The 24610-nt window shown below is 72.4% G+C and carries 23 protein-coding genes, 1 pseudogene and 1 riboswitch; of the genes and pseudogenes, 15 read left to right on the top strand and 9 right to left on the bottom strand.

Annotated features, from left to right (window positions below):
- Positions 1 to 37 precede the first annotated feature (37 nt).
- From QIS99_RS10965 to QIS99_RS10955, 3 genes are all read right to left on the bottom strand, one after another.
- On the bottom strand, positions 38 to 1177 hold the full coding sequence (locus QIS99_RS10965) for an amidohydrolase family protein (RefSeq protein ID WP_282512888.1): 1140 nt from the start codon (positions 1175 to 1177) through the stop codon (positions 38 to 40).
- Positions 1177 to 2532, bottom strand: a complete 1356-nt coding sequence (locus QIS99_RS10960) for a type I glutamate--ammonia ligase (RefSeq protein WP_282512886.1) — start codon at positions 2530 to 2532, stop codon at positions 1177 to 1179. Before QIS99_RS10960 ends, QIS99_RS10965 begins: the two co-directional genes overlap by 1 nt.
- Positions 2533 to 2603: 71 nt before the next feature.
- Positions 2604 to 4142: an ATP-dependent DNA ligase gene (locus tag QIS99_RS10955; protein ID WP_282513179.1), complete on the bottom strand. Its 1539-nt coding sequence runs from the start codon at positions 4140 to 4142 to the stop codon at positions 2604 to 2606.
- Between the two features lie 192 nt (positions 4143 to 4334).
- Between QIS99_RS10955 and QIS99_RS10950 the strand changes: the two are divergent.
- The 7 genes and pseudogenes from QIS99_RS10950 to QIS99_RS10920 form a co-directional block, all read left to right on the top strand.
- Positions 4335 to 4445 (top strand): annotated as a pseudogene (locus tag QIS99_RS10950) (ribonuclease domain-containing protein); the annotation flags it as partial.
- A gap of 86 nt (positions 4446 to 4531) precedes the next feature.
- Positions 4532 to 4876: a barstar family protein gene (locus QIS99_RS10945; RefSeq protein WP_282512884.1), complete on the top strand. Its 345-nt coding sequence runs from the start codon at positions 4532 to 4534 to the stop codon at positions 4874 to 4876.
- A 156-nt stretch (positions 4877 to 5032) separates the two neighbouring features.
- Positions 5033 to 6481 (top strand): GuaB1 family IMP dehydrogenase-related protein, encoded by a 1449-nt coding sequence (locus QIS99_RS10940; RefSeq protein ID WP_408909531.1) that lies wholly within the window; start codon positions 5033 to 5035, stop codon positions 6479 to 6481.
- A 365-nt stretch (positions 6482 to 6846) separates the two neighbouring features.
- Positions 6847 to 8370, top strand: a complete 1524-nt coding sequence (locus tag QIS99_RS10935; RefSeq protein ID WP_282512882.1) for an amino acid permease — start codon at positions 6847 to 6849, stop codon at positions 8368 to 8370.
- 10 nt (positions 8371 to 8380) lie between these two features.
- Entirely contained in the window at positions 8381 to 8833 is a 453-nt protein-coding gene (locus QIS99_RS10930; protein WP_282512880.1) for an Lrp/AsnC family transcriptional regulator, read from the top strand.
- A gap of 343 nt (positions 8834 to 9176) precedes the next feature.
- The gene (locus QIS99_RS10925) at positions 9177 to 9995 is read left to right on the top strand and encodes a carbon-nitrogen hydrolase family protein (RefSeq protein ID WP_282512878.1); all 819 of its coding nucleotides are present in this window, start codon (positions 9177 to 9179) and stop codon (positions 9993 to 9995) included.
- 83 nt (positions 9996 to 10078) lie between these two features.
- Positions 10079 to 11773, top strand: coding sequence for a flavin monoamine oxidase family protein (locus QIS99_RS10920; RefSeq protein ID WP_282512876.1), 1695 nt, complete (start codon positions 10079 to 10081; stop codon positions 11771 to 11773).
- Positions 11774 to 11822: 49 nt separating this feature from the next.
- Here QIS99_RS10920 and QIS99_RS10915 read toward each other — a convergent pair whose 3' ends face one another.
- From QIS99_RS10915 to QIS99_RS10890, 6 genes are all read right to left on the bottom strand, one after another.
- Positions 11823 to 12755, bottom strand: coding sequence for an LLM class F420-dependent oxidoreductase (locus QIS99_RS10915; protein ID WP_282512873.1), 933 nt, complete (start codon positions 12753 to 12755; stop codon positions 11823 to 11825).
- A gap of 100 nt (positions 12756 to 12855) precedes the next feature.
- Positions 12856 to 13533, bottom strand: a complete 678-nt coding sequence (locus QIS99_RS10910) for a DUF5995 family protein (protein ID WP_282512871.1) — start codon at positions 13531 to 13533, stop codon at positions 12856 to 12858.
- Positions 13534 to 13612: 79 nt separating this feature from the next.
- Positions 13613 to 14989, bottom strand: coding sequence for a uracil-xanthine permease family protein (locus QIS99_RS10905; protein WP_282512868.1), 1377 nt, complete (start codon positions 14987 to 14989; stop codon positions 13613 to 13615).
- A gap of 45 nt (positions 14990 to 15034) precedes the next feature.
- Positions 15035 to 16249 carry an MFS transporter gene (locus QIS99_RS10900; protein WP_282512866.1) on the bottom strand — a complete coding sequence of 405 codons (1215 nt, stop codon included), beginning with the start codon at positions 16247 to 16249 and terminating at the stop codon, positions 15035 to 15037.
- A gap of 141 nt (positions 16250 to 16390) precedes the next feature.
- Positions 16391 to 17128 (bottom strand): SDR family oxidoreductase, encoded by a 738-nt coding sequence (locus QIS99_RS10895; RefSeq protein ID WP_282512864.1) that lies wholly within the window; start codon positions 17126 to 17128, stop codon positions 16391 to 16393.
- A 103-nt stretch (positions 17129 to 17231) separates the two neighbouring features.
- Positions 17232 to 18134: an RNA polymerase sigma-70 factor gene (locus tag QIS99_RS10890; protein WP_282512862.1), complete on the bottom strand. Its 903-nt coding sequence runs from the start codon at positions 18132 to 18134 to the stop codon at positions 17232 to 17234.
- A gap of 175 nt (positions 18135 to 18309) precedes the next feature.
- Positions 18310 to 18440: riboswitch (FMN riboswitch) on the top strand.
- A gap of 152 nt (positions 18441 to 18592) precedes the next feature.
- Between QIS99_RS10890 and ribD the strand changes: the two genes are divergently transcribed.
- The 8 genes from ribD (at position 18593) to QIS99_RS10850 (ending at position 24561) form a co-directional block, all read left to right on the top strand.
- Positions 18593 to 19753 carry a bifunctional diaminohydroxyphosphoribosylaminopyrimidine deaminase/5-amino-6-(5-phosphoribosylamino)uracil reductase RibD gene (gene ribD, locus QIS99_RS10885; protein WP_282512860.1) on the top strand — a complete coding sequence of 387 codons (1161 nt, stop codon included), beginning with the start codon at positions 18593 to 18595 and terminating at the stop codon, positions 19751 to 19753.
- A gap of 1 nt (position 19754) precedes the next feature.
- Positions 19755 to 20363: a riboflavin synthase gene (locus QIS99_RS10880; RefSeq protein ID WP_282512858.1), complete on the top strand. Its 609-nt coding sequence runs from the start codon at positions 19755 to 19757 to the stop codon at positions 20361 to 20363.
- Between the two features lie 11 nt (positions 20364 to 20374).
- A complete protein-coding gene (locus tag QIS99_RS10875) occupies positions 20375 to 21016 on the top strand; it encodes a nicotinamide mononucleotide transporter family protein (protein WP_408909530.1) in 642 nt (213 codons plus the stop codon).
- Positions 21013 to 22278: a bifunctional 3,4-dihydroxy-2-butanone-4-phosphate synthase/GTP cyclohydrolase II gene (locus QIS99_RS10870; RefSeq protein ID WP_282512856.1), complete on the top strand. Its 1266-nt coding sequence runs from the start codon at positions 21013 to 21015 to the stop codon at positions 22276 to 22278. Before QIS99_RS10875 ends, QIS99_RS10870 begins: the two co-directional genes overlap by 4 nt.
- Positions 22279 to 22359: 81 nt before the next feature.
- Complete coding sequence (ribH, locus tag QIS99_RS10865; RefSeq protein WP_282512854.1) at positions 22360 to 22845, top strand: 6,7-dimethyl-8-ribityllumazine synthase; 486 nt, start codon at positions 22360 to 22362, stop codon at positions 22843 to 22845.
- Positions 22846 to 22880: 35 nt separating this feature from the next.
- Positions 22881 to 23153 (top strand): phosphoribosyl-ATP diphosphatase, encoded by a 273-nt coding sequence (locus QIS99_RS10860; protein WP_282512852.1) that lies wholly within the window; start codon positions 22881 to 22883, stop codon positions 23151 to 23153.
- A gap of 49 nt (positions 23154 to 23202) precedes the next feature.
- Positions 23203 to 24051: an ATP phosphoribosyltransferase gene (gene hisG / locus QIS99_RS10855; RefSeq protein WP_282512850.1), complete on the top strand. Its 849-nt coding sequence runs from the start codon at positions 23203 to 23205 to the stop codon at positions 24049 to 24051.
- Positions 24052 to 24123: 72 nt separating this feature from the next.
- Positions 24124 to 24561, top strand: coding sequence for a PH domain-containing protein (locus tag QIS99_RS10850; RefSeq protein ID WP_282512848.1), 438 nt, complete (start codon positions 24124 to 24126; stop codon positions 24559 to 24561).
- Positions 24562 to 24610 lie beyond the last annotated feature (49 nt).

Below are 24610 nucleotides of genomic sequence, written 5' to 3'. Positions count from 1 at the left end.
CGTACGTACGAGGGCTCCGGCGGCCCCGTACGACCGCTCAACCGGCTCGCACGGCACCCGCACCGTGCGAGCCGTACACGCGCCGGGCGTTGTCCGCGCCGATCAGCCGCGCCACCCGGTCCGCGTCCGGGCGCGACCAGGCCCCCGCCGCCACCCAGCCCGAGGTCAGCTCGGCGAGGGCCGTGCGGAAGAGGTGGGCGCCGACCACGTACAGCTCGGGCAGGCCGTAGGCGTCCGTCGAGAACAGCAGCTTGCCGAACGGGGTGAGCTCAAGCAGCTCGGCGAGCACGGCGGACGCGCGCGTGCCGGTGTGCGTGAGGGAGAGGCCGACGTCCGCGTGGACGTGCGGGTGGACGTGCGCGAGGTAGCCGGCCAAGCGGTGGTACGGGTAGCCGTGCAGCAGGACGACCGCGCAGCCGGTGGGGCGCAGGGCGTGCAGCAGGTCGCTCAGGAGCAGCGGGTCGGCGTCCTGGAGGCGCAGGTCGGGGTCGCCGAAGCCGGTGTGCAGCTGGAGCGGCAGCCCGGTGCGGGCGGCGGACCAGATCAGCAGGCGGTGCAGCGTCGGGTCGGCGAGGCGGGTGCCGGGGCGGCGCCCGTCGAGCCAGGCCGCGGCAGCCCGCAGCGCCTCCTCGCGGGCGGGCTCCGCGGGGTCCAGGCGCAGGCCGTGCCGGTACGCGGCGATCGACTTGAAGCCCGCGGCCGTGGCCGACGCCGTACGGATCGCCGTGTCCAGGGCGGCGAGAAAGGCCTCGGGTTCGTCGGCGGTGTCCGCCACCCGCTCGGCCAGCGTCTCCAGGCGGACGATCTCGCGGGCCGTGCCGCCGCCGAGCTCCGCCAGCTCCGCCGGTTCCGTGAGGTCGCCCGGCAGGCCCGTGTCGACCAGGAACTCCCCGATCCCCGCGGCCCGCAACAGCCGCCCGCCGACCTCCCGCACGCCGAGCTCCTGACGCCGGGCGAGGTAGTCCCGCGGTGAGCAGTGCTTCGCAAGCCCGAGCAGCGGCGGGCACAACCGCCGTACGGCGAAACCGAGTTGGGTGTCGAAGAACGTCGTGCCCGGCGCGGCGGGGACGTCGGACTCGGTCAGCAGGGACTCGAAGACTCCCCGGCCGGCGGGGGAGCGCAGCACGCCGTGACAGTGGTGGTCGACGAGCAGCGGGCCGGGCCCGGGCGCAGCCATCAGTAGCGCTCCCTCGTCTCGGCCACCAGCTCCTCCGGGGAGTGACCGGCGAACAGCTCGGCCTCCGCCGCCCGCACCGCCGCGAACGCCTCGAACAGCTCGTCGCCCATCGCCTCGCGCAGCACCGTCGAGCCCTCGAAGCGGGCCAGGGACTGCGTGAGGGACGTGGGCAGGCGCGGCTGCCCCTGGTCCGCCGGGTCACCGGAGACCGGCATCGGCAGGGCGGCGTCCGAGTCCAGGGCGGCCAGGCCTGCGGCCAGCACCGAGCCGACCACCAGGTACGGATTGGCCGCCGGGTCGAAGCACTTGACCTCGGCGTTGGCGGCGGCCGGGTCGTCCGGGGCGCCGGTGATGAAACGGAGCGCTGCCTCCCGGTTCTCCAGGCCCCAGCAGTGGAACGCGCCGGCCCAGCGCGAGGGTTCCAGGCGGAGATGGCTCGCGGGGGAGGGGGCGCCGACGGCGAGGAGTTCGGGCAGGGCCGTGAGGATGCCGGCGAGGAAGGACTCCGCGCGCCGCGTCATGCCGAACGGGCCGTCCCCGCCCGCGCACAGGTTCCGCTCGCCCTCCCAGAGGCTGAGGTGCAGATGCCGTCCGTTGCCCACCGCGCGGGGCGTGACGGCCGGGCCGAACGCGGGTGTCAGGCCGTGCGTCAGGGACATCGCGCGGATCGTCTCCCGCACCAGCACCGCCTCGTCCGCGGCGCCCACCGGGTCGGACGGCGCCACGGACACCTCGAACTGGCCCGGCGCGTACTCGGGGTGCAGCTGCAGCACGTCGAGGCCCTGCGCGGCGAGGGCGGTCAGCAGGTCGTCGGCGTACGCGGACAGCTCGACCAGGCGCGTCATCCCGTACCCGGGACCGGTCGCGGCGGGAGCTCCGTCCTGGGTGACCACCCACTCCGTCTCGAAGCCCATCCGCAGCCGCAGCCCGCGCTCGGCGGCCCGGTCGGCCATGCGGCGGGCGAAGTGGCGCTGGCAGCCCGGGTAGCGGCCGCCCCGCTGGTCGAAGCGGTCGACCGGCGCCCAGGCCCAGCCCGGCTGGGCCGCAAGGGCGGTGAGGCGGTCCAGGTCGGGCACGAGCCGCAGGTCGCCGTCCGGGCCGCCGGTGTGACGGCTGGACGTCATGGAGTCGTCGACCAGATACACGTCGAAGACGGGGGACATGCCGACGCCCCGCGCGGCGGCGTGCGCGAGCCGGGCGAGGGGCACGGTCTTGGCGCGGGTGAGGCCCGCGTTGTCGACCCAGGTCAGGGCCACGCCGTGCACCCCGCGCTCGGTGAGCCCCACCGCCTGCGGGGCGAGGTGCAGGTCGGGTTCCTGGGTGTGGTGGCCGGAAGAATCCGGTGAGCTGTCCATGGGGAGCGAGCCTGAGTCCATGGGGTACGCGCTACCCGGCTGCGGGCCGCCCCGCACCTCCGCTGAGCCGGTCAGCGCAGCAGGCCGACGACCGTCTCCACGGTGTCCGCCTCCGCCGCCCGCTTGTCCTCGCGGTAGCGCACCACCCGGGCGAAGCGCAGCGTCACGCCCTCCGGGTACCGGGAGGACCGCTGCACCCCGTCGAACGCCACCTCCACGACCAGCTCGGGACGCACCCGTACGACCCGGTCCTCCGGAGGGGACACGGCGATCTCCTGGAGGCGGCGGGTCTGCCAGTCGAGGACGGCGTCGGTCAGGCCCTTGAACGTCTTGCCGAGCATCGCGAACGTGCCGTCCGCCCGCCGCGCCCCCAGATGCAGGTTGGACAGCTTGCCCGTGCGCCGCCCGTGGCCCCACTCCGCCGCGAGGACCACCAGGTCGAGGGTGTGCACCGGCTTCACCTTCACCCAGGAGGCGCCCCTGCGGCCCGCGCTGTACGGGGCGTCCAGGCCCTTGACCACCACGCCCTCGTGCCCGCGCGCGACCGCCCGCCCGGCGAACTCCCTTGCGCCCGCGCGGAGTTCGGGGTCCGCCGGGTCCTCGACCACGAAGCGGCGCACCCGGCGCGGCTCCGGTGTGATCCGTGCCAGCTCGGCGTGGCGCTCACGGGCGGGCCGGTCGAGCAGATCGCGTCCGTCCACGGAGAGCAGGTCGAAGAAGACCGGGTACAGCGGCAGCGAGGCGCGGGCGCCCTCGACGTCGAGCCGGGAGCCGACGCGCCCCGCGATGTCCTGGAACGAGCGCGGCCGGCCCGCCTCGTCCAGCGCGATCACCTCCCCGTCGAGCACGGCCCGCGACGACGCCAACTCCTTCACGGACGCAGTGACTTCGGGCAGCCGGGCGGTGATCTCGTCCAGGGTGCGGGTGAAGATCCGTACTTCGTCGCCGTCGCGGTGCACCTGCACCCGGACGCCGTCCAGCTTCTCCTCGACCGCGCACGGGCCGAGCAGGTCCAGGGCCTCGTCCACGTCCTGCGCCGTCTTCGCGAGCATCGGCAGGACCGGGCGGCCCACGTCGAGGCGGAACGTGTCGAGCGCCGCGGCGCCGTCGGCGACCAGGGAGCGGGCCACCACGTCGAGACGGCCCGCCGTCATCACGGCCCGGCGGACCGCCTCCGGGTCCACCCCGGCCGCCGCGGCCAGGCCCTCCACGGCGAGCGCGTCCAGGGCGCCCTGGCGGAGTTCGCCGCCCAACAGGCCGAAGAGGAAACGCTGTTCGTCCTCCGTGGCCGCGGCGAGCAGCGCGTGCACCAGGCGCTTGCGCTCGGCCTGCGCGCCCCGGCCGGCGACGGCGGCGATCCGGTCGAAGGCGGCGTGCAGGTCCCGTACCTCGATCGTGGGCGCCGCGGCCGGGGGCGGCGGCTCCTTGAACGCGGCCCAGCCGACGCCGATCCTGCGCTGCGGCAGCCGCCCGGACAGGTAGCTGACGACCAGCGGGGCCTCGTCGGGTGTCATCGCGGCGAACAGTTCGGCAAGCAGCGCCCGCTTCTTCGAGCGCGCGGTGGTCGCGGCCAGTTCCCGTGAGGTCCTGGCCAGGTCGGCGAGCAGCATGGGCTCATCGTGCACCGTCATCGCCCTGCGGGCCTGTCCTCAGGCTTCCCCAGCCTTCGGCCGGGTGGTGCCCCGGAGGGGCTGGATGTGATCCCCTGCCTGCCTCTTCCCGCAACCCTGCGGCGCTGCCGTTCGGCTGCGGCACGTAAGCCCTCGGAACGAGCCGGGCCGCACCGCCTGTGGCAGCATCGGCCCATGGCCGGCGAGGACGACCGCGGCGCCCGGCGGCTGGTGACCGGCGAGGACGGCGAGGCCTGCTGGACCGACGACCACTACCAGAGCTTCAAGGCGGTCCTGCGATGAAGGCGGTCCTGCGATGAAGGCGGTCCTGCGATGAAGGCGGTCCTGCGATGACGGCGGTCCCGCGAGCGAATGAAGGTGGTCCTGCGATGACGGAGCACACCCCCGGCCCTCTCGCCGCCCTCCTCGGCGCCGCCCGGACGGCCGAGCTGCCCGCCGTCGTCCTCGCGCTCGGCGGCGTCGCCGACAAGGCCGCGTTCATGGAGCGCTGCGCCCGCGACCTGGACCTGCCGCACTGGTTCGGGCGGAACTGGGACGCGCTCGCCGACTCCCTGACCGAACTGCCGCGCGGCACCCTGCTCGTCGTCCGCGGCTGGCAGGAGTACGCGGCCGCGCGCCCCGAGGAGTGGGCCGTCGCGCAGGAAGTGCTGGGCGAGGCCGCCGCGGGGGAGCGGGTCGGCGTGCTGCTCGCCCTGGAACCGGCCGGGAACTGACGCCCGGCGACGGGCCAGTTGGAGGATCCGACCACCGGAACCGCGATGCCCTGGAGGATCTGTCCGGAGAGCCGGAACCCTTGGTCATGGGAGAATGAAGTACGTGCGTTTCCTCGGCTGACCTGCCCGAGGGTCACCTCCGAACGACTGGATGTTCTGCACGTGCGTTTCCTCAATGACATCAAGCCGCCGTACGACCTCACGTACGACGACGTGTTCATGGTGCCGAGCCGCTCCGCCGTCGGCTCCCGCCAGGGTGTGGACCTCTCCGCCCCGGACGGTACGGGCACCACGATCCCGCTGGTCGTCGCCAACATGACCGCGATCGCCGGGCGGCGCATGGCCGAGACCGTGGCCCGCCGCGGCGGACTCGTCGTCATCCCCCAGGACATCCCCATCGAGGTCGTCACCGAGGTCATCTCCTGGGTCAAGACCCGGCACCACGTCCTCGACACCCCCATCACGCTCGCCCCGGCGCAGACCGTCGCCGACGCCCTGTCGCTGCTGCACAAGCGCGCGCACGGCGCCGGAGTCGTCGTCGACGGCGAGCGGCGGCCCGTCGGCGTCGTCACCGAGCACGACCTGAGCGGTGTGGACCGCTTCACCCAGCTCTCCGAGGTCATGTCGAAGGAGCTGCTGCTCATCGACGCCGACATCGACCCGCGCGAGGCCTTCAACAAGCTGGACGCCGGGCACCGCAAGGTCGCCCCCGCCGTGGACGAGGACGGCCGCCTCGTCGGCATCCTCACCCGCAAGGGCGCCCTGCGCGCCACGCTCTACACTCCGGCCGTGGACGCCCACGGCAAGCTCCGCGTCGCCGCCGCCGTCGGCATCAACGGAGACGTGGCGGGCAAGGCGCAGCAGCTGATCGACGCCGGTGTGGACACGCTCGTCATCGACACCGCGCACGGCCACCAGGAGTCGATGATCGACGCCATCCGCAAGGTGCGCGCGCTCGACCCGCGGGTGCCGATCGTCGCGGGCAACATCGTCGCCGCCGAGGGCGTCAAGGACCTGATCGACGCCGGTGCCGACATCATCAAGGTCGGCGTGGGCCCCGGCGCCATGTGCACCACGCGCATGATGACGGGCGTCGGCCGCCCGCAGTTCTCCGCCGTCCTGGAGTGCGCCGCCGAGGCGAAGAAGTACGGCAAGCACGTGTGGGCCGACGGCGGCGTCCGGCACCCGCGCGATGTCGCCATGGCGCTCGCCGCCGGCGCGTCCAACGTCATGATCGGCTCCTGGTTCGCCGGTACGTACGAGTCGCCGGGCGACCTCCAGCAGGACGCCCACGGCCGGCAGTACAAGGAGTCCTTCGGCATGGCCTCGGCCCGCGCCGTGCGCAACCGCACCAGCGACGAGTCGTCGTACGACCGGGCCCGCAAGGCGCTCTTCGAGGAGGGCATCTCGACCTCGCGGATGTTCCTCGACCCGGCCCGCCCCGGCGTCGAGGACCTGATCGACTCGATCATCGCGGGTGTCCGCTCCTCCTGCACGTACGCGGGCGCGGGCTCGCTCGCCGAGTTCGAGGAGAAGGCCGTCATCGGCATCCAGTCCGCCGCCGGATACGCGGAGGGCAAGCCGCTGCACGCCAGCTGGCAGTGACCTGTAGGTGACCTGTAGGTGACCTCGTACGTGACCTCGTAGAACGGCTTGCGCGCGGCCCCGATCGTCTCCGGACGGCCGGGGCCGTGCGTGTTTCGGACAGGGCGGAATCACGTCCACGATGTGGCATTGGCCACGTTCGTTCAGTGATCGAACACCGATGTGCAACGAACTCCCGTATTTTCCGGGGGTACGCAAGGATCTTGCCTGAATGCGCAAGGTTGCTTCATTACGCAAGTGAAGCCGCGCGGCCTAATGTCATGCGCTGTACTTCGTCTGGCGGTGACCGCCTGCTCGGTGGTCGCCCCTCGACGGGTGCCGCCGCGGTCGCTGCCGTCAGCCCCGCAGCGATGAAGGAGCCCTCTGTGCTCGACCAAGGCGCCGCCCCGCCGAAGCTCGACCCGCAACGACCCAGCCAGTTCGGCCGGCTGATGCGCCGCAAGCCCGTGGAACTGCTGGTCGCGGAGGGCGGCAAGGGCGAGGGCGGCACGCTCAAGCGCTCGCTCTCCATGTGGCAGCTGACCATGATCAGCATCGGCGCGACGCTCGGCACGGGCATCTTCGTCGTCCTCGGCGAGGCCGTCCCCGCGGCCGGACCCGCCGTCACGCTCTCCTTCGTCATCGCCGGACTCACGGCCCTCTTCTCCGCCCTCTCGTACGCGGAACTCGCGGGCACCATCCCGGTCTCCGGGTCCTCGTACTCGTATGCGTACGCAACGATGGGCGAGCTCGTGGCCTGGGTCTGCGGCTGGTGCCTGGTCCTGGAGTACGGCGTCTCCGTCGCGGCGGTCGCCGTCGGCTGGGGCGAGTACCTCAACGAACTCCTCGCCGGCACCATCGGCTGGACCATCCCGGCCATGCTCTCCGCCCCGCCCGGCGACGGCGGGATATTCAACCTGCCCGCGCTGATCGTCGTCCTGCTCGCCATGGTGTTCCTGCTCGGCGGCGCCAAGGAGTCGGCGCGCGCCAACACGATCATGGTCGTGGTGAAGATCGGCGCGCTCCTGCTGTTCTGCGCCATCGGCATCCAGGGCTTCAAGTCCGGCAACTACGCCGACTTCATGCCGCTCGGCATGGCCGGCGTCAGCGCCGCCGGCGCCACCCTGTTCTTCTCGTACATCGGCTTCGACGCCGCCTCCACCGCCGGTGAGGAGGCCAAGGACCCCCAGCGGGACCTGCCGCGCGCGATCATGCTCTCGCTCGTCATCGTCACCACGCTGTACGTCCTCGTGGCCGCCGTCGCCGTCGGCGCCCGCCCCTGGGAGGGCTTCACCGACTCCGAGGCCGCGCTCGCCGGGATCATGAAGGACGTCACCGGCCAGGCCTTCTGGGGCACCGTGCTCGCCGCCGGCGCCGTCATCGCCATCGCGTCCGTCGTCCTCACCGTGCTCTACGGCCAGACCCGTGTGCTGTTCGCGATGTCCCGCGACGGGCTCGTGCCCAAGGCGTTCTCCAAGGTCAGCCCGCGCACCGGCACGCCCCGCGTGAACACCGTGATCGTCTCGCTGTTCTGCGGTGTGCTCGCCGCGGCCATCCCGCTCGGCGAGCTGGCCAACGCCACCAGCATCGGCACGCTCTTCGCGTTCGCCCTGGTCAACGTGGCCGTGATCGTGCTCCGCCGCACCCGTCCGGAGATGCGGCGGACCTTCCGGGTGCCGCTCGCGCCGCTCTTCCCGCTGGTGGGCTTCGGGTTCTGCGTCTGGATGATGCTCAGCCTCGACGCGATCACCTGGGCGGTCTTCGGCGTCTGGATGGCGGTCGGCCTCGTGATCTACTTCGGGTACGGCCAGCGCCGCTCCCGCCTTCAGACGCAGGGGGCCGAGGCGGCCGTCGCGCCCAGCAAGGAATCCGGTCAGGAATCAGGTCAGGAATCAGGTCAAGAGAAGTGAACCGCCCGCCGTGCTGAACGAACTCGACGAACGGATCGTCCACGCCCTCGCCGAGGACGCCCGCCGCTCCTACGCGGACATCGGCCAGATCGTCGGCCTGTCCGCGCCCGCCGTGAAACGCCGCGTCGACCGGCTCCGCGCGACCGGGGCCATCACCGGCTTCACGGTCCGGGTGGACCCGGCGGCGCTCGGCTGGGAGACGGAAGGGTTCATCGAGATCTACTGCCGGCGCAACACGTCGCCGGAGTCGATCAAGCGCGGCCTTGAGCGGTACCCGGAGGTCGCGGCCGCCTCCACCGTCACCGGTGAGGCGGACGCGCTCGTCCAGGTCTTCGCGTCCGACATGCGGCACTTCGAGCGGGTGCTTGAGCGGATCGCCGGGGAGCACTTCGTGGAGCGTACGAAGTCCGTGCTGGTGCTTTCGCCGCTGATGCGGAGGTTTTCCTCGGGGGCGCCCGCTTAAGGGCCTGTCCGGCGGATCTTCGCGGGTCCACGACGGCCCCCGGGGCCCCGAGCCCCCGCCGGGTTGCCCGGCGGGGGCTTTCTCCTCCCCTCCCCGACCCTTTCCGAAAGACCTGCCGTCGGCCTCGGGGCCGTCGTTCGGCTGACCCGCCGTCGTGGCCGTTCGCGCAGTTCCCCGCGCCCCTGTCGGGCGCGACGAAGCCTCGCGCAACGAATAGCCGCGGCCCTGCCCCCGCGCGCAACAGATCCCCCAGCAGCCCGCAACGGACGCGCCTTGTCCGTGCAACCCCGGCCCCCGTAACGTCATTGCGTCCCCGCAACCCCCGTACCGCCGAGGTCTGCCCATGTCGTCGTCGCCGCTGCGTACCGCCCTGCTTCAGAGTTCCGGACGGCCCGGTGACGTCGCGCAGAATCTGCACATCCTCGACGAGGCCGCAGGCCGTGCCGCAGACGCGGGGGCCGGGCTGCTCGTCGCTCCCGAGATGTACCTGACCGGGTACGCGATCGGCGCCGACGTCCCCCGTCTCGCCGAACCCGCCGACGGCCCCTCCGCCGAGGCGGTCGCGAAGATCGCCGCCCGCCACGGCCTCGCCGTGTTCTACGGCTACCCGGAGCGCGACGGCCAGGCGCACGGCCGGGTCTTCAACTCCGCCCAGGCCATCGGCCCGGACGGCACGCCCCTGCTCAACTACCGCAAGACCCACCTCTTCGGCTGCTTCGAGCAGGAGCACTTCACGCCCGGCGACACCCCCGTCGTCCAGGCCGAGCTGGGCGGGATCAGGATCGGCGCGCTGATCTGCTACGACGTCGAGTTCCCGGAGAACGTACGGGCGCACGCCCTCGCCGGGACCGACCTGCTGCTCGTGCCGACCGCGCAGATGCACCCCTTCCAGTTCGTCGCCGAGTCCCTGGTGCCGGTGCGGGCCTTCGAGAGCCAGATGTACGTCGCGTACGTCAACAGGGCAGGCCAGGAAGGTGAGTTCGAGTTCGTCGGGCTGTCCACGCTCGCCGGGCCGGACGGCACCGCCAGGGCGCGCGCCGGGCGTGGCGAGGAGCTGGTCGTCGCCGACGTCGACCCCGCCTTCCTGGCCGCCTCCCGCGCCGGCAACCCGTATCTGCGCGACCGGCGCCCCGCCCTGTACGCGCCCCTGACCCAGGGCTGAGCCCCACCCCCTTCCCCGCAACACCTCACCCCCTTCCCCCTTCCCCGCACCACCTCACGTTCCGCGCAAGGAGTCCCCACCCCATGACGTCCACGGTGCCCAACGCCGTCCAGCACACCGACGTGCAGCAGCCGCCGATCACCATGTTCGGGCCGGACTTCCCGTTCGCGTACGACGACTTCCTCGGCCACGCGGCCGGGCTCGGGCAGATACCCGCGACCGAGCACGGGCAGGAGGTCGCCGTGATCGGCGGCGGGCTCTCCGGGATCGTCGCCGCGTACGAGCTGATGAAGATGGGCCTCAAGCCCGTCGTGTACGAGGCCGACCAGATCGGCGGCCGCCTGCGCACCGTCGGGTTCGAGGGCACGGATACCGATCTCACCGCCGAGATGGGCGCCATGCGGTTCCCGCCGTCCTCCACGGCGCTGCAGCACTACATCGACCTGGTGGGCCTGACGACCCGGCCCTTCCCCAACCCGCTCGCCCCGGACACCCCCTCGACCGTCGTCGACCTCAAGGGCGAGTCGCACTACGCGGAGACGGTGGACGACCTGCCGCAGGTCTACCGGGACGTCATGCACGCCTGGAACGCCTGCCTGGAGGAGGGCGCCGACTTCTCCGACATGAACCGCGCCCTGCGTGAGCGCGATGTGCCGCGGATCCGCGAGATCTGGTCGAAGCTCGTGGAGAAGCTGGACAACCAGACCTTCTACGGCTTCCTCTGCGAGTCCGAGGCGTTCAAGTCCTTCCGGCACCGGGAGATCTTCGGGCAGGTCGGTTTCGGGACGGGTGGCTGGGACACGGACTTCCCGAACTCGATCCTGGAGATCCTTCGGGTCGTCTACACCGAGGCCGACGACCACCACCGCGGCATCGTCGGCGGCAGCCAGCAGCTCCCGCTGCGGCTCTGGGAGCGCGAGCCGGAGAAGATCGTGCACTGGGCGCAGGGGACCTCGCTGTCCGCCCTGCACGAGGGTGCGCCCCGTCCGGCCGTGACCCGGCTGCACCGCACCGCGGGCAACCGCATCACCGTCACCGATGCCTCCGGCGACATCCGTACGTACCGCGCGGCGATCTTCACCGCGCAGTCCTGGATGCTGCTCTCCAAGATCGAGTGCGACGACTCGCTCTTCCCGATCGACCACTGGACGGCCATCGAGCGCACCCACTACATGGAGTCGAGCAAGCTCTTCGTGCCCGTCGACCGGCCGTTCTGGCTGGACAGGGACGAGGAGACCGGGCGCGACGTCATGTCGATGACCCTCACCGACCGGATGACGCGCGGCACGTACCTCCTCGACGAGGGCCCGGACAAGCCCGCCGTCATCTGCCTCTCGTACACCTGGTGCGACGACTCCCTGAAGTGGCTGCCGCTGTCCGCGAACGAGCGGATGGAGGTCATGCTGAAGTCGCTGGGCGAGATCTACCCGAAGGTCGACATCCGCCGGCACATCATCGGCAACCCGGTGACCGTGTCCTGGGAGAACGAGCCGTACTTCATGGGCGCGTTCAAGGCCAACCTGCCCGGCCACTACCGCTACCAGCGGCGCCTGTTCACCCACTTCATGCAGGACGAGCTGGCCGAGGACAAGCGCGGCATCTACCTCGCCGGAGACGACATCTCCTGGACGGCCGGCTGGGCCGAGGGCGCCGTGCAGACCGCGCTGAACGCCGTGTGGGGTGTCATGCACCAGTTCGGCGGTACGACGGACGCGACCAACCCCGGCCCGGGTGACGTGTACGACGAGATCGCGCCCGTCGAGCTGCCCGAGGACTGACCACCCGGACAGGGGGAGGGGCGGCCCGGCCCTCCCCCTGCCGTACGCGTCAGACGCCCGCCGCGCGCGCCGCCTCGTACACCGCCGCCGCGACGTCCGTCAGCTCCTGCGCGTCCCGCGTCTGCCCCTGCAGTTCGAGGAAGAACTCCTCGATCCCGGTGGCCTCCACATGCGCGGCCAGATCCTCGACGATCTGTTCGACGCTGCCCTGGAACGGCCGCCGCCGCTCGCCCTCGTACGGCTCGGGGCTGTACATCGCGTTCACGCGCACCGTCGCCGCGATCCGGCGCTCGCGGCCCTGTGCGGCGGCCAGGTCCTGCAACTGCTTCCAGGACTCGGCCAGTTGGCGCGCACCCAGCGCGACCGGCATCCAGCCGTCGGCCCGCTCGACCAGACGGCGGGCGGCGCGCGGCCCGTTCGCGGGCAGGTGGACGGGGATCGGCCGGGCCGGTTTCGGGCCGACCGCGGCCGGTGCGATCCGGGTCCACTCGCCCTCGTACGCGACCGGGTCGGGGCCCCACACCGCGCGGCACACGTCGAGCGTCTCGTCGAGGACGGCGCCGCGCCGCTCGAACGGGGCCACGCCCTGCGCCGCGTACTCGTCGTGCGACCAGCCGGTGCCGAGCCCGGCGACCACGCGGCCGCCGCTCGCCGCGTCCAACGTGGCGAGCGCGCGGGCGAGCTGGAAGGGGATGTGCAGCGGCGCGACCAGGACGCTGGTGCCGAGCCGGACCCGCTCGGTGGCCGCGGCGGCGAGGGTGAGGGAGACGAGGGGGTCGGCCACGGAGCGGTACTGCTCCGGCCACGGCAGCCCCTCGATGCCGTAGAGCCCCTGCGTGGCGGGGGTAGGGAACAGCACCCGCTCGAAGACCCACAGGCTCTCGTACCCGATCTCCTCCGCGGCCCGCGCCACCGCGGGGATGTCGCGTCCGATGTCGTACTGCCTCATCTGGGGAAGGCCGAGTCCCAGCCTGGTCGCCATCCGCTGCGCCTCCTGTACGGTCCCGGATCCGTCGGCCGCCGCCCGGCGGCGACCGGTGCCGCGTACAGCTAAACGCGTCGCCTGCGGTCAGCGCCAGGGGTCAGCGCCAGGGGGGGCAGCGCCAGGGGGTCAGCAGGCAGTGGCCGACGAGTCCGACGCCGGAGTCCGTGCGCTGCCTGAACTCCTCGGCCAGATCGGGCAGTTCACGCAGGCCCCACAGCACGCGCGCCGCCGACCAGGCCGCGTCCCTGGCCCGCTCCAGGTTCCAGCAGCCGAGCAGATGCGTGAGCGGGTCGGCGATCTGCAGCAGGTCGGGCCCCGGCGCGAGGTCGTCCAGGATGTGCTCCTCCAGGGCGGCCAGACGGTCCCCGGCGCGGTCGAACTCGCCCTCCACCGCGGCCGGTTCGCAGCCCAGCGCGTGGCAGGTGTCGACCACGGCGAGCGCCAGGTCGTACCCGATGTGCGCGTTGAGGCCCGCGAGCGCGAACTGCAGCGGCCGTACGCCGGGGTGGTGCCGGTACTGGAACAGCGGGCGCCAGGCCGCCGGGGGACGGGGGCCGCGGCGAGCGGAGTCCAGGGCGGCCGCGTACCGCTCGGCGAGCCGGGTGTGCAGAGGCGCGGGCTCGGTGCCGCAGGACTTCACGCTCACTGTGAGGTACGCCCGGTGGAACTCGGCCACACCGTCACAGCGTGGCCGGTCCCCACCCGGGACGCGCTCCCGCGCGCGGACCTTCTCCGCCTCGACCGTCCCGGTCCCGACCTGTCCCGACAACGCCATGCACGCAGCGTGACAGCCCGAGCCGCAACCACGGCCGACCGAGCCGCGAGCGTCCCCGAAACGGGGGAACGACCGGCGCTCAGTCCTTGGTGCCGTACCGCGACGTGCCCTCGTCGAGCAGTGGCTCCTGCGTCTTGAGGTGGGCGGGGGCCATGGCGCGCAGCGCGTGGTAGCCGGTGATGACGACGATCGTGCCCAGGGCGATGCCGCTCAGCTCGAACGTGTCGGTGAACTTCATCGACACGTTGCCGACGCCGATGATGATGCCCGCGGCCGCCGGTACGAGGTTCAGCGGATTGCGCAGGTCCACCTTGGCGTTGATCCAGATCTGCGCGCCGAGCAGGCCGATCATTCCGTACAGGATCACCGTGATGCCGCCGAGCACGCCGCCCGGGATGGCCGCGACGACCGCGCCGAACTTCGGGCACAGGCCGAAGAGGAGCGCGAACCCGGCCGCCGCCCAGTAGGCCGCCGTCGAGTAGACCCGGGTCGCGGCCATGACGCCGATGTTCTCGGAGTACGTGGTGTTGGGCGGGCCGCCGACCGCGGTGGACAGCATGGAGGCCGCGCCGTCGGCGGAGATCGCGGTGCCGAGCTTGCCGTCCAGGTCGTCGCCGGTCATCTCGCCGACGGCCTTGACGTGCCCGGCGTTCTCGGCGATCAGGGCGACGACGACGGGCAGCGCGACGAGGATCGCCGACCACTCGAAGCTCGGCGCGTGGAACGAGGGCAGACCGAACCAGTCCGCCTCGCCGACGGCGGACAGGTCGAGCCGCCAGTGGTCGACCGCCTCCGCGCCGCCCGCCGGGGAGTGGATCTTGCCGAAGAGGCGGTCGAACAGCCAGGAGATCCCGTACCCGAAGATCAGCCCGAGGAAGATCGCGATGCGGGACCAGAAGCCGCGCAGGCAGACCACGGCCAGGCCGGTGAAGAGCATCACGAGCAGCGCGGTCCACTGGTCCTGCGGCCAGTACGTTGTGGCCGTGACCGGGGCCAGGTTGAAGCCGATCAGCATCACCACGGCGCCCGTGACGATCGGCGGCATCGCGGCGTGGATGATCCGCGCCCCGAACTTCCGCACCGCGAGGCCCGCGAGGAACAGGGCCGCGCCGACCACGAACACGGCCCCCGTGACCGTCGCACTCGACCCGCCCTGCGCCCGCACCACGGCGGCCACACCGACGAACGACAGCGAACAGCCCAGGTACGACGGGACGGTGCCGCGGGTCGCGAGCAGGAAGATGACCGTGGCGACGCCGGACATCATGATCGCCAGATTGGGGTCGAGGCCCATGAGGACGGGGGCCACGAACGACGCCCCGAACATCGCGACCACGTGCTGCGCCCCGAGCCCGACCGTGCGCGGCCAGGAAAGGCGTTCGTCGGGGCGGACCACGGCGCCCGGTGCGGGGGTGCGGCCGTCGCCGTGGAGTTTCCAGCGGACGCCGAGGTTCATGGCCGGGGTTCACTTTCGTTCATGTGTAAATGAGCAGGGGCCATGCTAAGCGCTGCGGTCGGCCCGGGGTGCCGGGGAGGTGCCGGGTGCCTGCAACGGTGCGCGGTCCTTGCCCCGCAACACCCCGGCGAACACCACAAGCCCCAGCGCCAGCGCCGTCACCAGGCCGAACGACGCCACAAGCGACGTCGCGTCCGCGATCGCGCCGATCGCCGAGGGCGCGATCAGACCCGAGGTGTACGTGATGGTGGCGACGCCCGCGATCGCCGGGCTCGGGTTGTCGCCGCTGCGCCCCGCCGCCGCGAACGCCAGCGGTACGACGACGGCGATGCCGAGCCCCAGGCAGCCGAAACCCGCCATGGCCTGCGCCGGGTGCGCCGAGGTCACCACCAGGAGGCCGCCGACGGTCGCGAGCACCCCGCCGACGCGGACCGTGCGCACCGCCCCGAACCGGTCGACCACCCGGTCGCCCGCGATCCTCGCCACCGCCATCGTCAGCGCGAACGCGGTCGTGCAGGCGGCCGCGAGCCCGGCCGAGGCCGCCAGCTCGTCCCGCAGGTACACCGCCGACCAGTCCAGGCTCGCGCCCTCCGCGAACACCGCGCAGAACCCGACGAGCCCGATCAGCACGGCGGACTTCGGCGGCAGCGCGAAGCGCGGCGGCGGCTCCTCGTCCGGGGTGGAGCGCAGGTCGAGCACGCCCTGGCAGAGCAGCAGGCCGAGCACGGTCAGGACGGCGGCGGCCAGGGCGTGGTGCAGCCGGGCGTCCGCCCCGAGGTGCGCGGCGAGCGTGCCGGCCGCCGAGCCGATCAGGGCGCCCGTGCTCCACATGCCGTGCAAGGAGGACATGATCGAGCGGCCGAGCCGGTTCTCCACCTCCACGCCGAGCGCGTTCATCGCGACGTCCGACATCCCGGAGGCCGCCCCGTACACGAAGAGCGCGGCGCAGAGGGTGAGCAGGTTCGGGGCGAGGGCGGGCAGGACCAGGGAGAGCGTCCACAGGGCGAGCAGTCCGCGCAGCGCGGAGCGGGCGCCGAAGCGGTGGCTGACCGCGCCCGCGAGCGGCATCGCGACGGAGGCGCCGATCGCCGGGAACGCGAGGGCGAGGCCGAGCTGGCCGGCGCTCACGCCGGTGTGCTCCTGGATCCACGGCACCCGCGTCGCGAACGAACCCGTCACCGAGCCGTGCACGCAGAACACGGCGGCCACGGCGTACCGCGCCCGCCTCAACTGCCGTCTGCCGTAGTCCGGTTCGCCCATTGCGGCCCCTCCCAGGGGACGTGCCTGCCCCCTACCCACCCTTCCCGAAAGTCCTGCCGGACGGGCCTCCTCCATCGCCGGAGGGGCTGAAATCGCCGGAGGGGCTGAAAATCAGCCTCCGGCGATTGAGGAGCGGGAGAGTCAGCCCCGCCCCAGGAACTCCTCGAACGTCCCCTTCCCGACCGCGTTCGAAGGCGTGAGCAGACCGCCCGCCCGCAACGCGCCGGACAGCCGCCCCGGGAGCCGGACGCCGAGCACCGGGCGGCGCTTGCCGGACGCCCGCAGATACGCCCGTACGACAGCGTCCAGGCTCAGCACCTCCGGCCCGCCCATCTCCGGAACATGCCCCACCGGCTCGCCCAGCGCCAGCTCCACCAGCCGCCCCGCGACCTCGTCCACCGCGATCGGCTGCAGCCGCACCCCCGTCGGCACGAGCGCCACCGGGAGCTTCGTCAGGCCGCGGGCGAAGGTCAGGGCCAGGTCGTGGAACTGGGTCGTCCGCAGCACGGTGTGGCCGAGCCCGGACTCCTCGATCAGCCGCTCCACCGCGAGCTTCGTGCGGTAGTACGGCAGCGGCACCCGGTCGATGCCGACGATCGAGATGTAGACCAGGTGCCGCACTCCGGCCGAGCGGGCCGCGTCGATCAGGTGGCGCGCGGCCACCTCGTCCGCACCGGCCTTCGGCGTCGACGCGCAGTGCACGATCACCTCCGCCCCGGCGACGGCGTCCGCGAGGCCCGCGCCGGTGCGGAGGTCCACCGGGTACTGCTCGGAGCGGCGGCTCAGCTCCCGCACCTCGTGCCCGCCGCCCGCCCGCAGCCGCTCGATGACGAACCGGCCGAGGGTGCCGGTGCCACCGGTCACCAGGATCGTGGTCATGGTCGTTCGGTCCCTTCGGGTCGGGGCGCCCCCGGGTGGAGCGCCCGTCACCAGCTGAGAACCGGCGAGCGCGCCCGGATGTGACAGCCGCGCCGGAAAAACCTCAGCCGCGGCCAGGCGCCTCCAGCTGCCGCCGTACGAACGTGAGCTTGTCCGGGTTGACCACCACCCGCACGTCGGCGATCACCCCGTCCCGTACGTCGAACGAGGCCACCGCCATCAGCTCGCCGCCCAGGTACGCCACGAGCGCCGCCCAGCCGTTGACCTCCACGGACTCCAGCTCGACGCCGACCAGGAACCGCTCCGCCGAACCGGCCAGGAACCGCAGCACCTTCTCGCGGCCCACGATCGGCCGCCGCGCCGCCGTGATCCGGCCGCCGCCGTCGCCCCACCAGGTCACGTCGTCCGCGAGCAGCTTCTCCAGACCGGCCACATCGCCCTCGCGCGCCGCCGCGATGAACGACTCCACGAGCCCGCGCTGCTGCTCGGGACGCGGCACGAACCGCGGCGTCCGCGCCGCCACCCGGCGCACCGCCCGGCCGTACAGCTGCCGCGCGTTGGCCTCCGTCACCTCCAGAACCTGCGCGATCTCCCGATGGCGGTACGCGAACGCCTCCCGCAGCACGTACACCGCGCGCTCCGCCGGGGTCAGCCGTTCCAGGAGCACGAGCAGCGCCGTCGACACCGAGTCCCGCTGCTCCGCAGAGTCGAGGGGCCCGAGCGCGCCCGCCCCGGTCACCACCGGCTCGGGCAGCCACGGCCCGACGTACTCCTCGCGGCGGGCGCGCGCCGACGTCAGCCGGTTGACGCAGAGGTTGGTGACGACCTTCGCCAGCCACGCCGCCGGCTCCCTGATATCCGCACGTACCGCACCCGACCAGCGCAGATATGCGTCCTGCACCGCGTCGTCGGCCTCCTCGGCGGAGCCGAGCAGCCGGTAGGCGAGGGCGAACATGCGGGGCCGATGGGTCTCGAACTCGGCAGCGAGCGCGGGCGTCGTCGTCACGGGCGACAGCGTGCCAGAGCCCCCGCCGGGGTCAGGCCCGGACCGCTGTGCCCGGAATCGGGTCGGATCTGTCCGATCTGGCGAAGTCGCGACTTCCCGGCACTGTGAGCCAGCCCACAGGCGGTCGCCCGCATGGGTGACGATCAGCCGTGGCACACTGACCGGGTAACAGCAGCAGCGCACTCCGGGGTCGGTGTAATTCCGAACCGGCGGTAACAGTCCGCGACCCGTCCGCATCCAGTGGCCGGTTGAGCAGGTGAAATTCCTGCACCGACGGTGAAAGTCCGGATGGGAGGCAGTGCGCGGCGGGCAGGCACATCCGTGTATGCCGCGCCGTCGGTCCGTCCTGAGTCAGGACGGCCGTCGTCCGGCGTCCCCGGTGCTCAGCGTTCCTCGCCCGTCAGAACTGTCGACATCGACAGCCCCGGAGTCCGTGCCCGAAGAGGCAGGAGGACCCGGTGGCCACCGCAGCCGAAGCAGCCGCCATGCGGCAGGCGATCACGCTCGCCGCGCGCGCACTCGGCGCCACGAGCCCCAACCCGGTCGTCGGCTGCGTCATCCTCGACACCGCCGGAACCGTGGTGGGCGAGGGCTACCACCAGCGCGCCGGCGGACCGCACGCCGAGGTGCACGCCCTGCGCGCCGCCGCAGGCAGGGCCCGCGGCGGCACCGCCGTCGTCACCCTCGAACCCTGCAACCACACCGGCCGCACCGGGCCCTGCGTCGAAGCCCTCTTCGACGCCGGTATCGCCCGCGTCGTGTACGCCGTGAGCGACCCCACCCCCACCGCCACCGGCGGCGCCGACACCCTGCGCGCACTCGGCGTCGACGTCGAGCAGGGACTCCTGGAGGACGAGGCCCGCGCGGGCAACATCGCCTGGCTGAGCGCCGCCAAGTCCGGCCGCCCGTACGTCACTTGGAAGTACGCCGCGACCCTCGACGGCCGCATCGCCGCCGCCGACCGCAGCAGCCGCTGGATCACCTCGCCCGAGTCCCGCGCCGACGTCCACCGGCTGCGCGCCGAGTCGGACGCCGTCGTCGTCGGCTCCGGTACGCAGCGCGCCGACGACCCGCATCTCGCGGTGCGCGGGATCGAGGGGGCGGTGCAGCCGCTGCGGGTGGTCGTCGACACCGAGGCCGGGTCCGTCACGCCCGGAGCCCGCGTCCTGGACGGCGCCGCCGAGACCCTCGTCGTGGTGGCCGAGGACCTGGACGTCGACTTGCTCGTCGAGACCGGGGCCGGTGAGCACTGGATGCTGCCGCGGGCGAAGGGCGGCCGGGGCATCGACATCCCGTCCCTCCTCGCCGCCCTCCACGCCCGCGGCGTCCGCTCCGTACTCCTCGAAGGCGGGCCCACCCTCGCCGGTGCGTTCACCGCCGCCGGGGCCGTCGACCGCGTCGTCGGCTACCTCGCGCCCGTCCTGCTCGGCGCGGGCCCCGCCGCACTCGGCGAGGCCGGAATCGGCACCATCGCCGACGCGTTGCGGCTCGACATCACCGAGACCGTCCGCATCGGCCCCGATCTGCGCATCACCGCCGTACCTGCCGTTCCTGCCGTACCCGCCGTACCCGCCGTACCTTCCGTTCCCGCCGTCCCCTCCTCCCCTAAGGAGCGCTGAAGTGTTCACCGGAATCGTCGAAGAGCTGGGTGAGGTCACCGCCGTCGAGAACCTCGGCGACGCCTCCCGCTTCCGTCTGCGCGGCCCCGTCGTCACGCAGGACGCCGCGCACGGCGACTCCATCGCCGTCAACGGGGTCTGCCTCACCGTCGTGGAGCACGAGGGCGACGAGTTCACCGCCGACGTAATGGCCGAGACGCTGAACCGCTCCAGCCTCGGCGCGCTGAGCGAGGGCTCCCGGGTCAACCTGGAGCGGCCCACGGCGGTCGGCGCCCGGCTCGGCGGCCACATCGTGCAGGGGCATGTGGACGGCGTCGGGACGATCGAGGAGCGCAAGCCGTCCGAGAACTGGGAGATCGTGAAGGTCTCGCTGCCCGCCCAGCTCTCCCGGTACGTGGTCGAGAAGGGCTCCATCACCGTCGACGGCGTCAGCCTCACCGTCGTCGACGCCGGGCCCGCCTCCTTCACCATCAGCCTCATCCCCACCACCCTCGCCCTGACCACGCTCGGCCTGAAGCAGCCCGGCGACCCGGTCAACCTCGAAGTGGACGTCATCGCCAAGTACGTCGAACGCCTCCTCGGCGACCGGGCCGCGGAGGCGGCGAAGTGAGCACCAGCGCCCTGAGCTGGCTGCACGCCGAGGCCTTCAGCGCCTTCGGCCAGCACGTCATCTGGTCCGACATGATCGGCAACACCATCGGCCTCGCCGCCCTCGCCCTCGGCTGGCGCCGCTCGGTGTGGACCTGGCCCGCCCAGTTCCTGTCCGGCCTGATCCTCGTCGGCGCGTACGCCTCCGCGCAGCTCTCCGGCGGCGTCGGCAAGCAGCTGCTCGTCATCGGCGTCGCCCTGTGGGGCTGGCGGCAGTGGAGCCGCGGCAGGCAGCAGGCCCAGGACGGCACCATCGCCGTACGGTTCGCCACCTGGAAGGAGCGCGGCGCACTCCTCGCCGCCGCGGCCGTCGGCACCCTCGCCGTCGGCGGGCTCTTCACCGCCTACCCGTCCCTGTCCTGGAGCCCCTGGGCGGACGCGTACATCTTCGTCGGGACCCTCGTCGCGATGGTCGCCCAGGCCCGTGGCCTGGTGGAGTTCTGGTTCGCCTGGCTCCTCGTCGACCTCGTCGGCGTCCCCCTCGCCTTCAACAGCGGCCTCGCCTTCTCCGGCCTGGTCTACGTGATCTACCTCGCCCTCGTCCTGTGGGGGATGCGCGACTGGTGGCTGCGCTCCCGCGTGACGGCACCCGCCCTGGAAGGAGCAACGGCATGAGCACCGCACCTGCCTGGTACGACCGCGAGGACGCGGAGAGCCTGGTCCTCGACCCGATCGAGCAGGCCATCGCCGACATCGCCGCGGGCCGCCCCGTCGTCGTGGTCGACGACGAGGACCGGGAGAACGAGGGCGACCTGATCGTCGCCGCCGAGAAGGCCACCCCCGAGATCATCGCGTTCATGATGAGCGAGTGCCGGGGCCTGATCTGCGCGCCCATGGAGGGCGACGAGCTCGACCGCCTCGAACTCCCGCAGATGGTCGAGCACAACACCGAGCTGATGCGGACCGCCTTCACCGTCTCCGTCGACGCGGGCCCCGCGCACGGCGTCACCACCGGCATCTCCGCCGCCGACCGCGCCACCACCCTGCAACTCCTCGCCGACGGTCACGCGCAGCCCGGCGATTTCGTCCGCCCCGGCCACATCTTCCCGCTGCGCGCCCGCGAAGGCGGCGTCCTCGTCCGCAACGGCCACACCGAGGCCGCCGTCGACCTCGCCCGGCTCGCGGGCCTGCGCCCGGCCGGTGCCATCGTGGAGATCGCCGGCGAGGACGGCACGATGCTCCGCCTGCCCGAGCTGATCCCGTTCGCCCGCAAGCACGGCCTGACGATCATCTCCATCGAGGACCTGATCGCCTACCGACGCTCCGGCGAACCGGCCGTCCACCGCGAGGCCAAGGTCCAACTCCCCACGGCCCACGGCGAGTTCACCGCGTACGGCTACCGCTCCTCGGTCGACGGCGTCGAGCACGTCGCCCTCGTCCAGGGCGAGATCGGCGACGGCGAGGACGTCGTCGTCCGCGTCCACTCCGAATGCCTCACCGGCGACGTCTTCCACTCCCTGCGCTGCGACTGCGGGCCCCAGCTGGAGGCCTCCATGCGGCACATCACCGAGGAGGGCCGCGGCGTCGTCGTCTACCTGCGCGGCCACGAAGGGCGCGGCATCGGCCTGCTGTCCAAGCTGCGCGCGTACGCCCTGCAGGAGCGCGGCCGCGACACCCTCGACGCCAACCTGGAACTCGGCCTGCCCGCCGACGCGCGGGACTACGCCGCGGGCGCGCAGATCCTCGCCGACCTCGGCGTACGCAGCCTGCGCCTGCTCACCAACAACCCCGACAAGAGCCAGGCCCTCACCGCCCACGGCCTCAAGGTCACCCGCCGCGAGCCGATGCCCGTACAGGCGGGCGAGCACAACCTGCGCTACCTGCAGACCAAGCGCGACCGCATGGGCCACGAACTGCCCTGGCTCGACGCGCAGTAGCAGCACCAGCAACCCGTAAGACGAACAACCCGTAAGACGAGCAACCCGTAAGACACCGGACAGCACACCCCGAGGAGAGACGTGAGCGGCAAGGGCGCACCCGTACTGAGCGTGGAGAACTGCAGCGACCTGCGAGTCGCGGTGATCGCGGCCCAGTGGCACGAGCAGGTCATGGACGGACTCGTCGACGGCGCCCTGCGCGCCCTGCGCGAGCTCGGCATCGACGAGCCGACCCTGCTCCGCGTGCCCGGCAGCTTCGAGCTCCCGGTCGTCGCCAAGGTCCTCGCGGAGCGCGGCTACGACGCGGTCGTCGCCCTCGGCGTAGTCATCCGCGGCGGCACCCCGCACTTCGACTACGTCTGCGCGGGCGTGACCAACGGCCTCACCCAGGTCTCCGTCGAGACCGGCGTCCCCGTCGGCTTCGGCGTGCTGACCTGCGACACCGAGGAGCAGGCCCTGGACCGCGCCGGTATCGAGGGCTCCAGCGAGGACAAGGGCCACGAGGCCGTCACCGCCGCCGTCGCCACCGCCACCACCCTCCGTTCCGTCTCCGAGCCCTGGCGCTGAGCGCAGGGGACGGGCCGCGTAGAGTAAGGCTCACCATGTCCAAGAAGACGTTCGAGGAGCTCTTCGCCGAGCTCCAGCAGAAGGCCGCCGAGGGCGACCCCGCCACTTCCCGCACCGCCGAACTGGTCGACAAGGGCGTCCATGCCATCGGCAAGAAGGTCGTCGAGGAGGCCGCCGAAGTCTGGATGGCTGCCGAGTACGAGGGCAAGGAAGCTGCCGCCGAGGAGATCTCCCAGCTCCTGTACCACGTACAGGTGATGATGGTCGCCCGCGGCATCTCCCTCGACGACGTCTACGCCAACCTCTGACATCCCCTCGCTCCGCCCCGTACCGCCACACGCAAAGGAAGCCGACCTCATGCTGCGCATCGCCGTCCCCAACAAGGGTTCACTGTCAGGACCTGCGTCGGAGATGCTCCATGAGGCCGGATACCGGCAGCGCAAGGAGTCCAAGGAACTTGTCACCGTCGACCCGGACAACGAGGTCGAGTTCTTCTACCTGCGCCCCAAGGACATCGCGATCTACGTGTCCTCCGGCAAGCTCGACATCGGCATCACCGGCGAGGACCTGCTGATCGACTCCGGCGCCCGGGCCGAGGTCATCCTGCCGCTCGGCTTCGCCCGCTCCACGTTCCGCTTCGCCTCCCGGCCCGGCGCCGTCAAGGACATCGCGGACCTCGCGGGCCGCACCATCGCCACCTCGTACGAGGGCATCGTCGCCAAGTACCTGGACGAGCGCGGCATCGAAGCCTCCGTCGTCCACCTCGACGGCGCCGTGGAGACGGCCATCGAGCTCGGCGTCGCCGACGCCATCGCGGACGTCGTCGAGACCGGCACCTCGCTGCGCAACGCCGGCCTCGAAGTCTTCGGCGAGCCGATCATGCGCTCCGAGGCCTGCGTGATCCGCGCCAAGGACACCGACGGCGACGACCCGAAGGTCCAGCAGTTCCTGCGCCGCCTCCAGGGCGTCCTGGTCGCCCGGACGTACGTGATGATGGACTACGACTGCCGCGCCGAGCACCTGGAGAAGGCCGTCGCCCTCACCCCGGGCCTGGAGTCGCCGACGGTCTCGCCGCTGCACAACGAGGGCTGGGTCGCCGTCCGCGCCATGGTCCCCGCGCGGGACGCCCAGCGGATCATGGACGACCTCTACCACCTGGGCGCGCGGGCCATCCTCACCACGGCCATCCACGCCTGCCGCCTCTGACGGCTGTCTCTGACCACCGCTTCTGACGACCGCTTCCGACAACCGCCTCTGATACCGCTGACGGGTCCGCACATGTCCGAAATGCCCACCCTGCCCGTCACGTTCCGGCCCGGCCGCACCCGCGCGGTGCTGCTGACCGTCGGCGTCACGGCGTTCGTGGTGATCACGACCATCGCCCTGCTCCTGGAGACCCTGTCGCCCGGGGAACGCGCCAGCTTCGTCTTCACGGCCGCGCTGTTCCTCGGCGTGCTCGTGCTGCTCAGCCGCCCGAAGGTGGTGGCCGACGAGTCCGGCGTGACGGTCGTCAACCTCGCCGGCAGCCGCACCCTGGACTGGGCGGAGATCGTCCGGGTCAACCTGCGCCCCGGCGACGCCTGGGTGTTCCTCGACCTGAGCGACGGCACCAGCCTGCCCGCCATGGGCATCCAGCCCGGCATCGCCAAGGCGCAGGCCATCCGCGACGCCCGTACGCTGCGGGCCCTCGCCGAGGCCCGCGGCGCCGTCACCTGAACGGGCTCCGCACACACATCCTGCGGGCGCCCCGCATGACCTGCCACGG

This window comes from Streptomyces solicavernae (genome assembly GCF_029968095.1).
In the GTDB taxonomy this organism is placed as follows: domain Bacteria; phylum Actinomycetota; class Actinomycetes; order Streptomycetales; family Streptomycetaceae; genus Streptomyces; species Streptomyces solicavernae.
The sequence above is the reverse complement of the archived record's forward strand: the minus strand, read 5'-3'. Positions and strand labels throughout refer to the sequence as shown.

Coding starts and splice junctions, on each gene's coding strand:
- QIS99_RS10965 (WP_282512888.1), bottom strand. CDS start 1,177: ATGGCTGCGCCCGGGCCCGGCCCGCTGCTCGTCGACCACCACTGTCAC.
- QIS99_RS10960 (WP_282512886.1), bottom strand. CDS start 2,532: ATGGACAGCTCACCGGATTCTTCCGGCCACCACACCCAGGAACCCGAC.
- QIS99_RS10955 (WP_282513179.1), bottom strand. CDS start 4,142: ATGCTGCTCGCCGACCTGGCCAGGACCTCACGGGAACTGGCCGCGACC.
- QIS99_RS10945 (WP_282512884.1), top strand. CDS start 4,532: ATGACGGAGCACACCCCCGGCCCTCTCGCCGCCCTCCTCGGCGCCGCC.
- QIS99_RS10925 (WP_282512878.1), top strand. CDS start 9,177: ATGTCGTCGTCGCCGCTGCGTACCGCCCTGCTTCAGAGTTCCGGACGG.
- QIS99_RS10920 (WP_282512876.1), top strand. CDS start 10,079: ATGACGTCCACGGTGCCCAACGCCGTCCAGCACACCGACGTGCAGCAG.
- QIS99_RS10915 (WP_282512873.1), bottom strand. CDS start 12,755: ATGGCGACCAGGCTGGGACTCGGCCTTCCCCAGATGAGGCAGTACGAC.
- QIS99_RS10910 (WP_282512871.1), bottom strand. CDS start 13,533: ATGGCGTTGTCGGGACAGGTCGGGACCGGGACGGTCGAGGCGGAGAAG.
- QIS99_RS10905 (WP_282512868.1), bottom strand. CDS start 14,989: ATGAACCTCGGCGTCCGCTGGAAACTCCACGGCGACGGCCGCACCCCC.
- QIS99_RS10900 (WP_282512866.1), bottom strand. CDS start 16,249: ATGGGCGAACCGGACTACGGCAGACGGCAGTTGAGGCGGGCGCGGTAC.
- QIS99_RS10895 (WP_282512864.1), bottom strand. CDS start 17,128: ATGACCACGATCCTGGTGACCGGTGGCACCGGCACCCTCGGCCGGTTC.
- QIS99_RS10870 (WP_282512856.1), top strand. CDS start 21,013: ATGAGCACCGCACCTGCCTGGTACGACCGCGAGGACGCGGAGAGCCTG.
- QIS99_RS10860 (WP_282512852.1), top strand. CDS start 22,881: ATGTCCAAGAAGACGTTCGAGGAGCTCTTCGCCGAGCTCCAGCAGAAG.
- hisG (WP_282512850.1), top strand. CDS start 23,203: ATGCTGCGCATCGCCGTCCCCAACAAGGGTTCACTGTCAGGACCTGCG.
- QIS99_RS10850 (WP_282512848.1), top strand. CDS start 24,124: ATGTCCGAAATGCCCACCCTGCCCGTCACGTTCCGGCCCGGCCGCACC.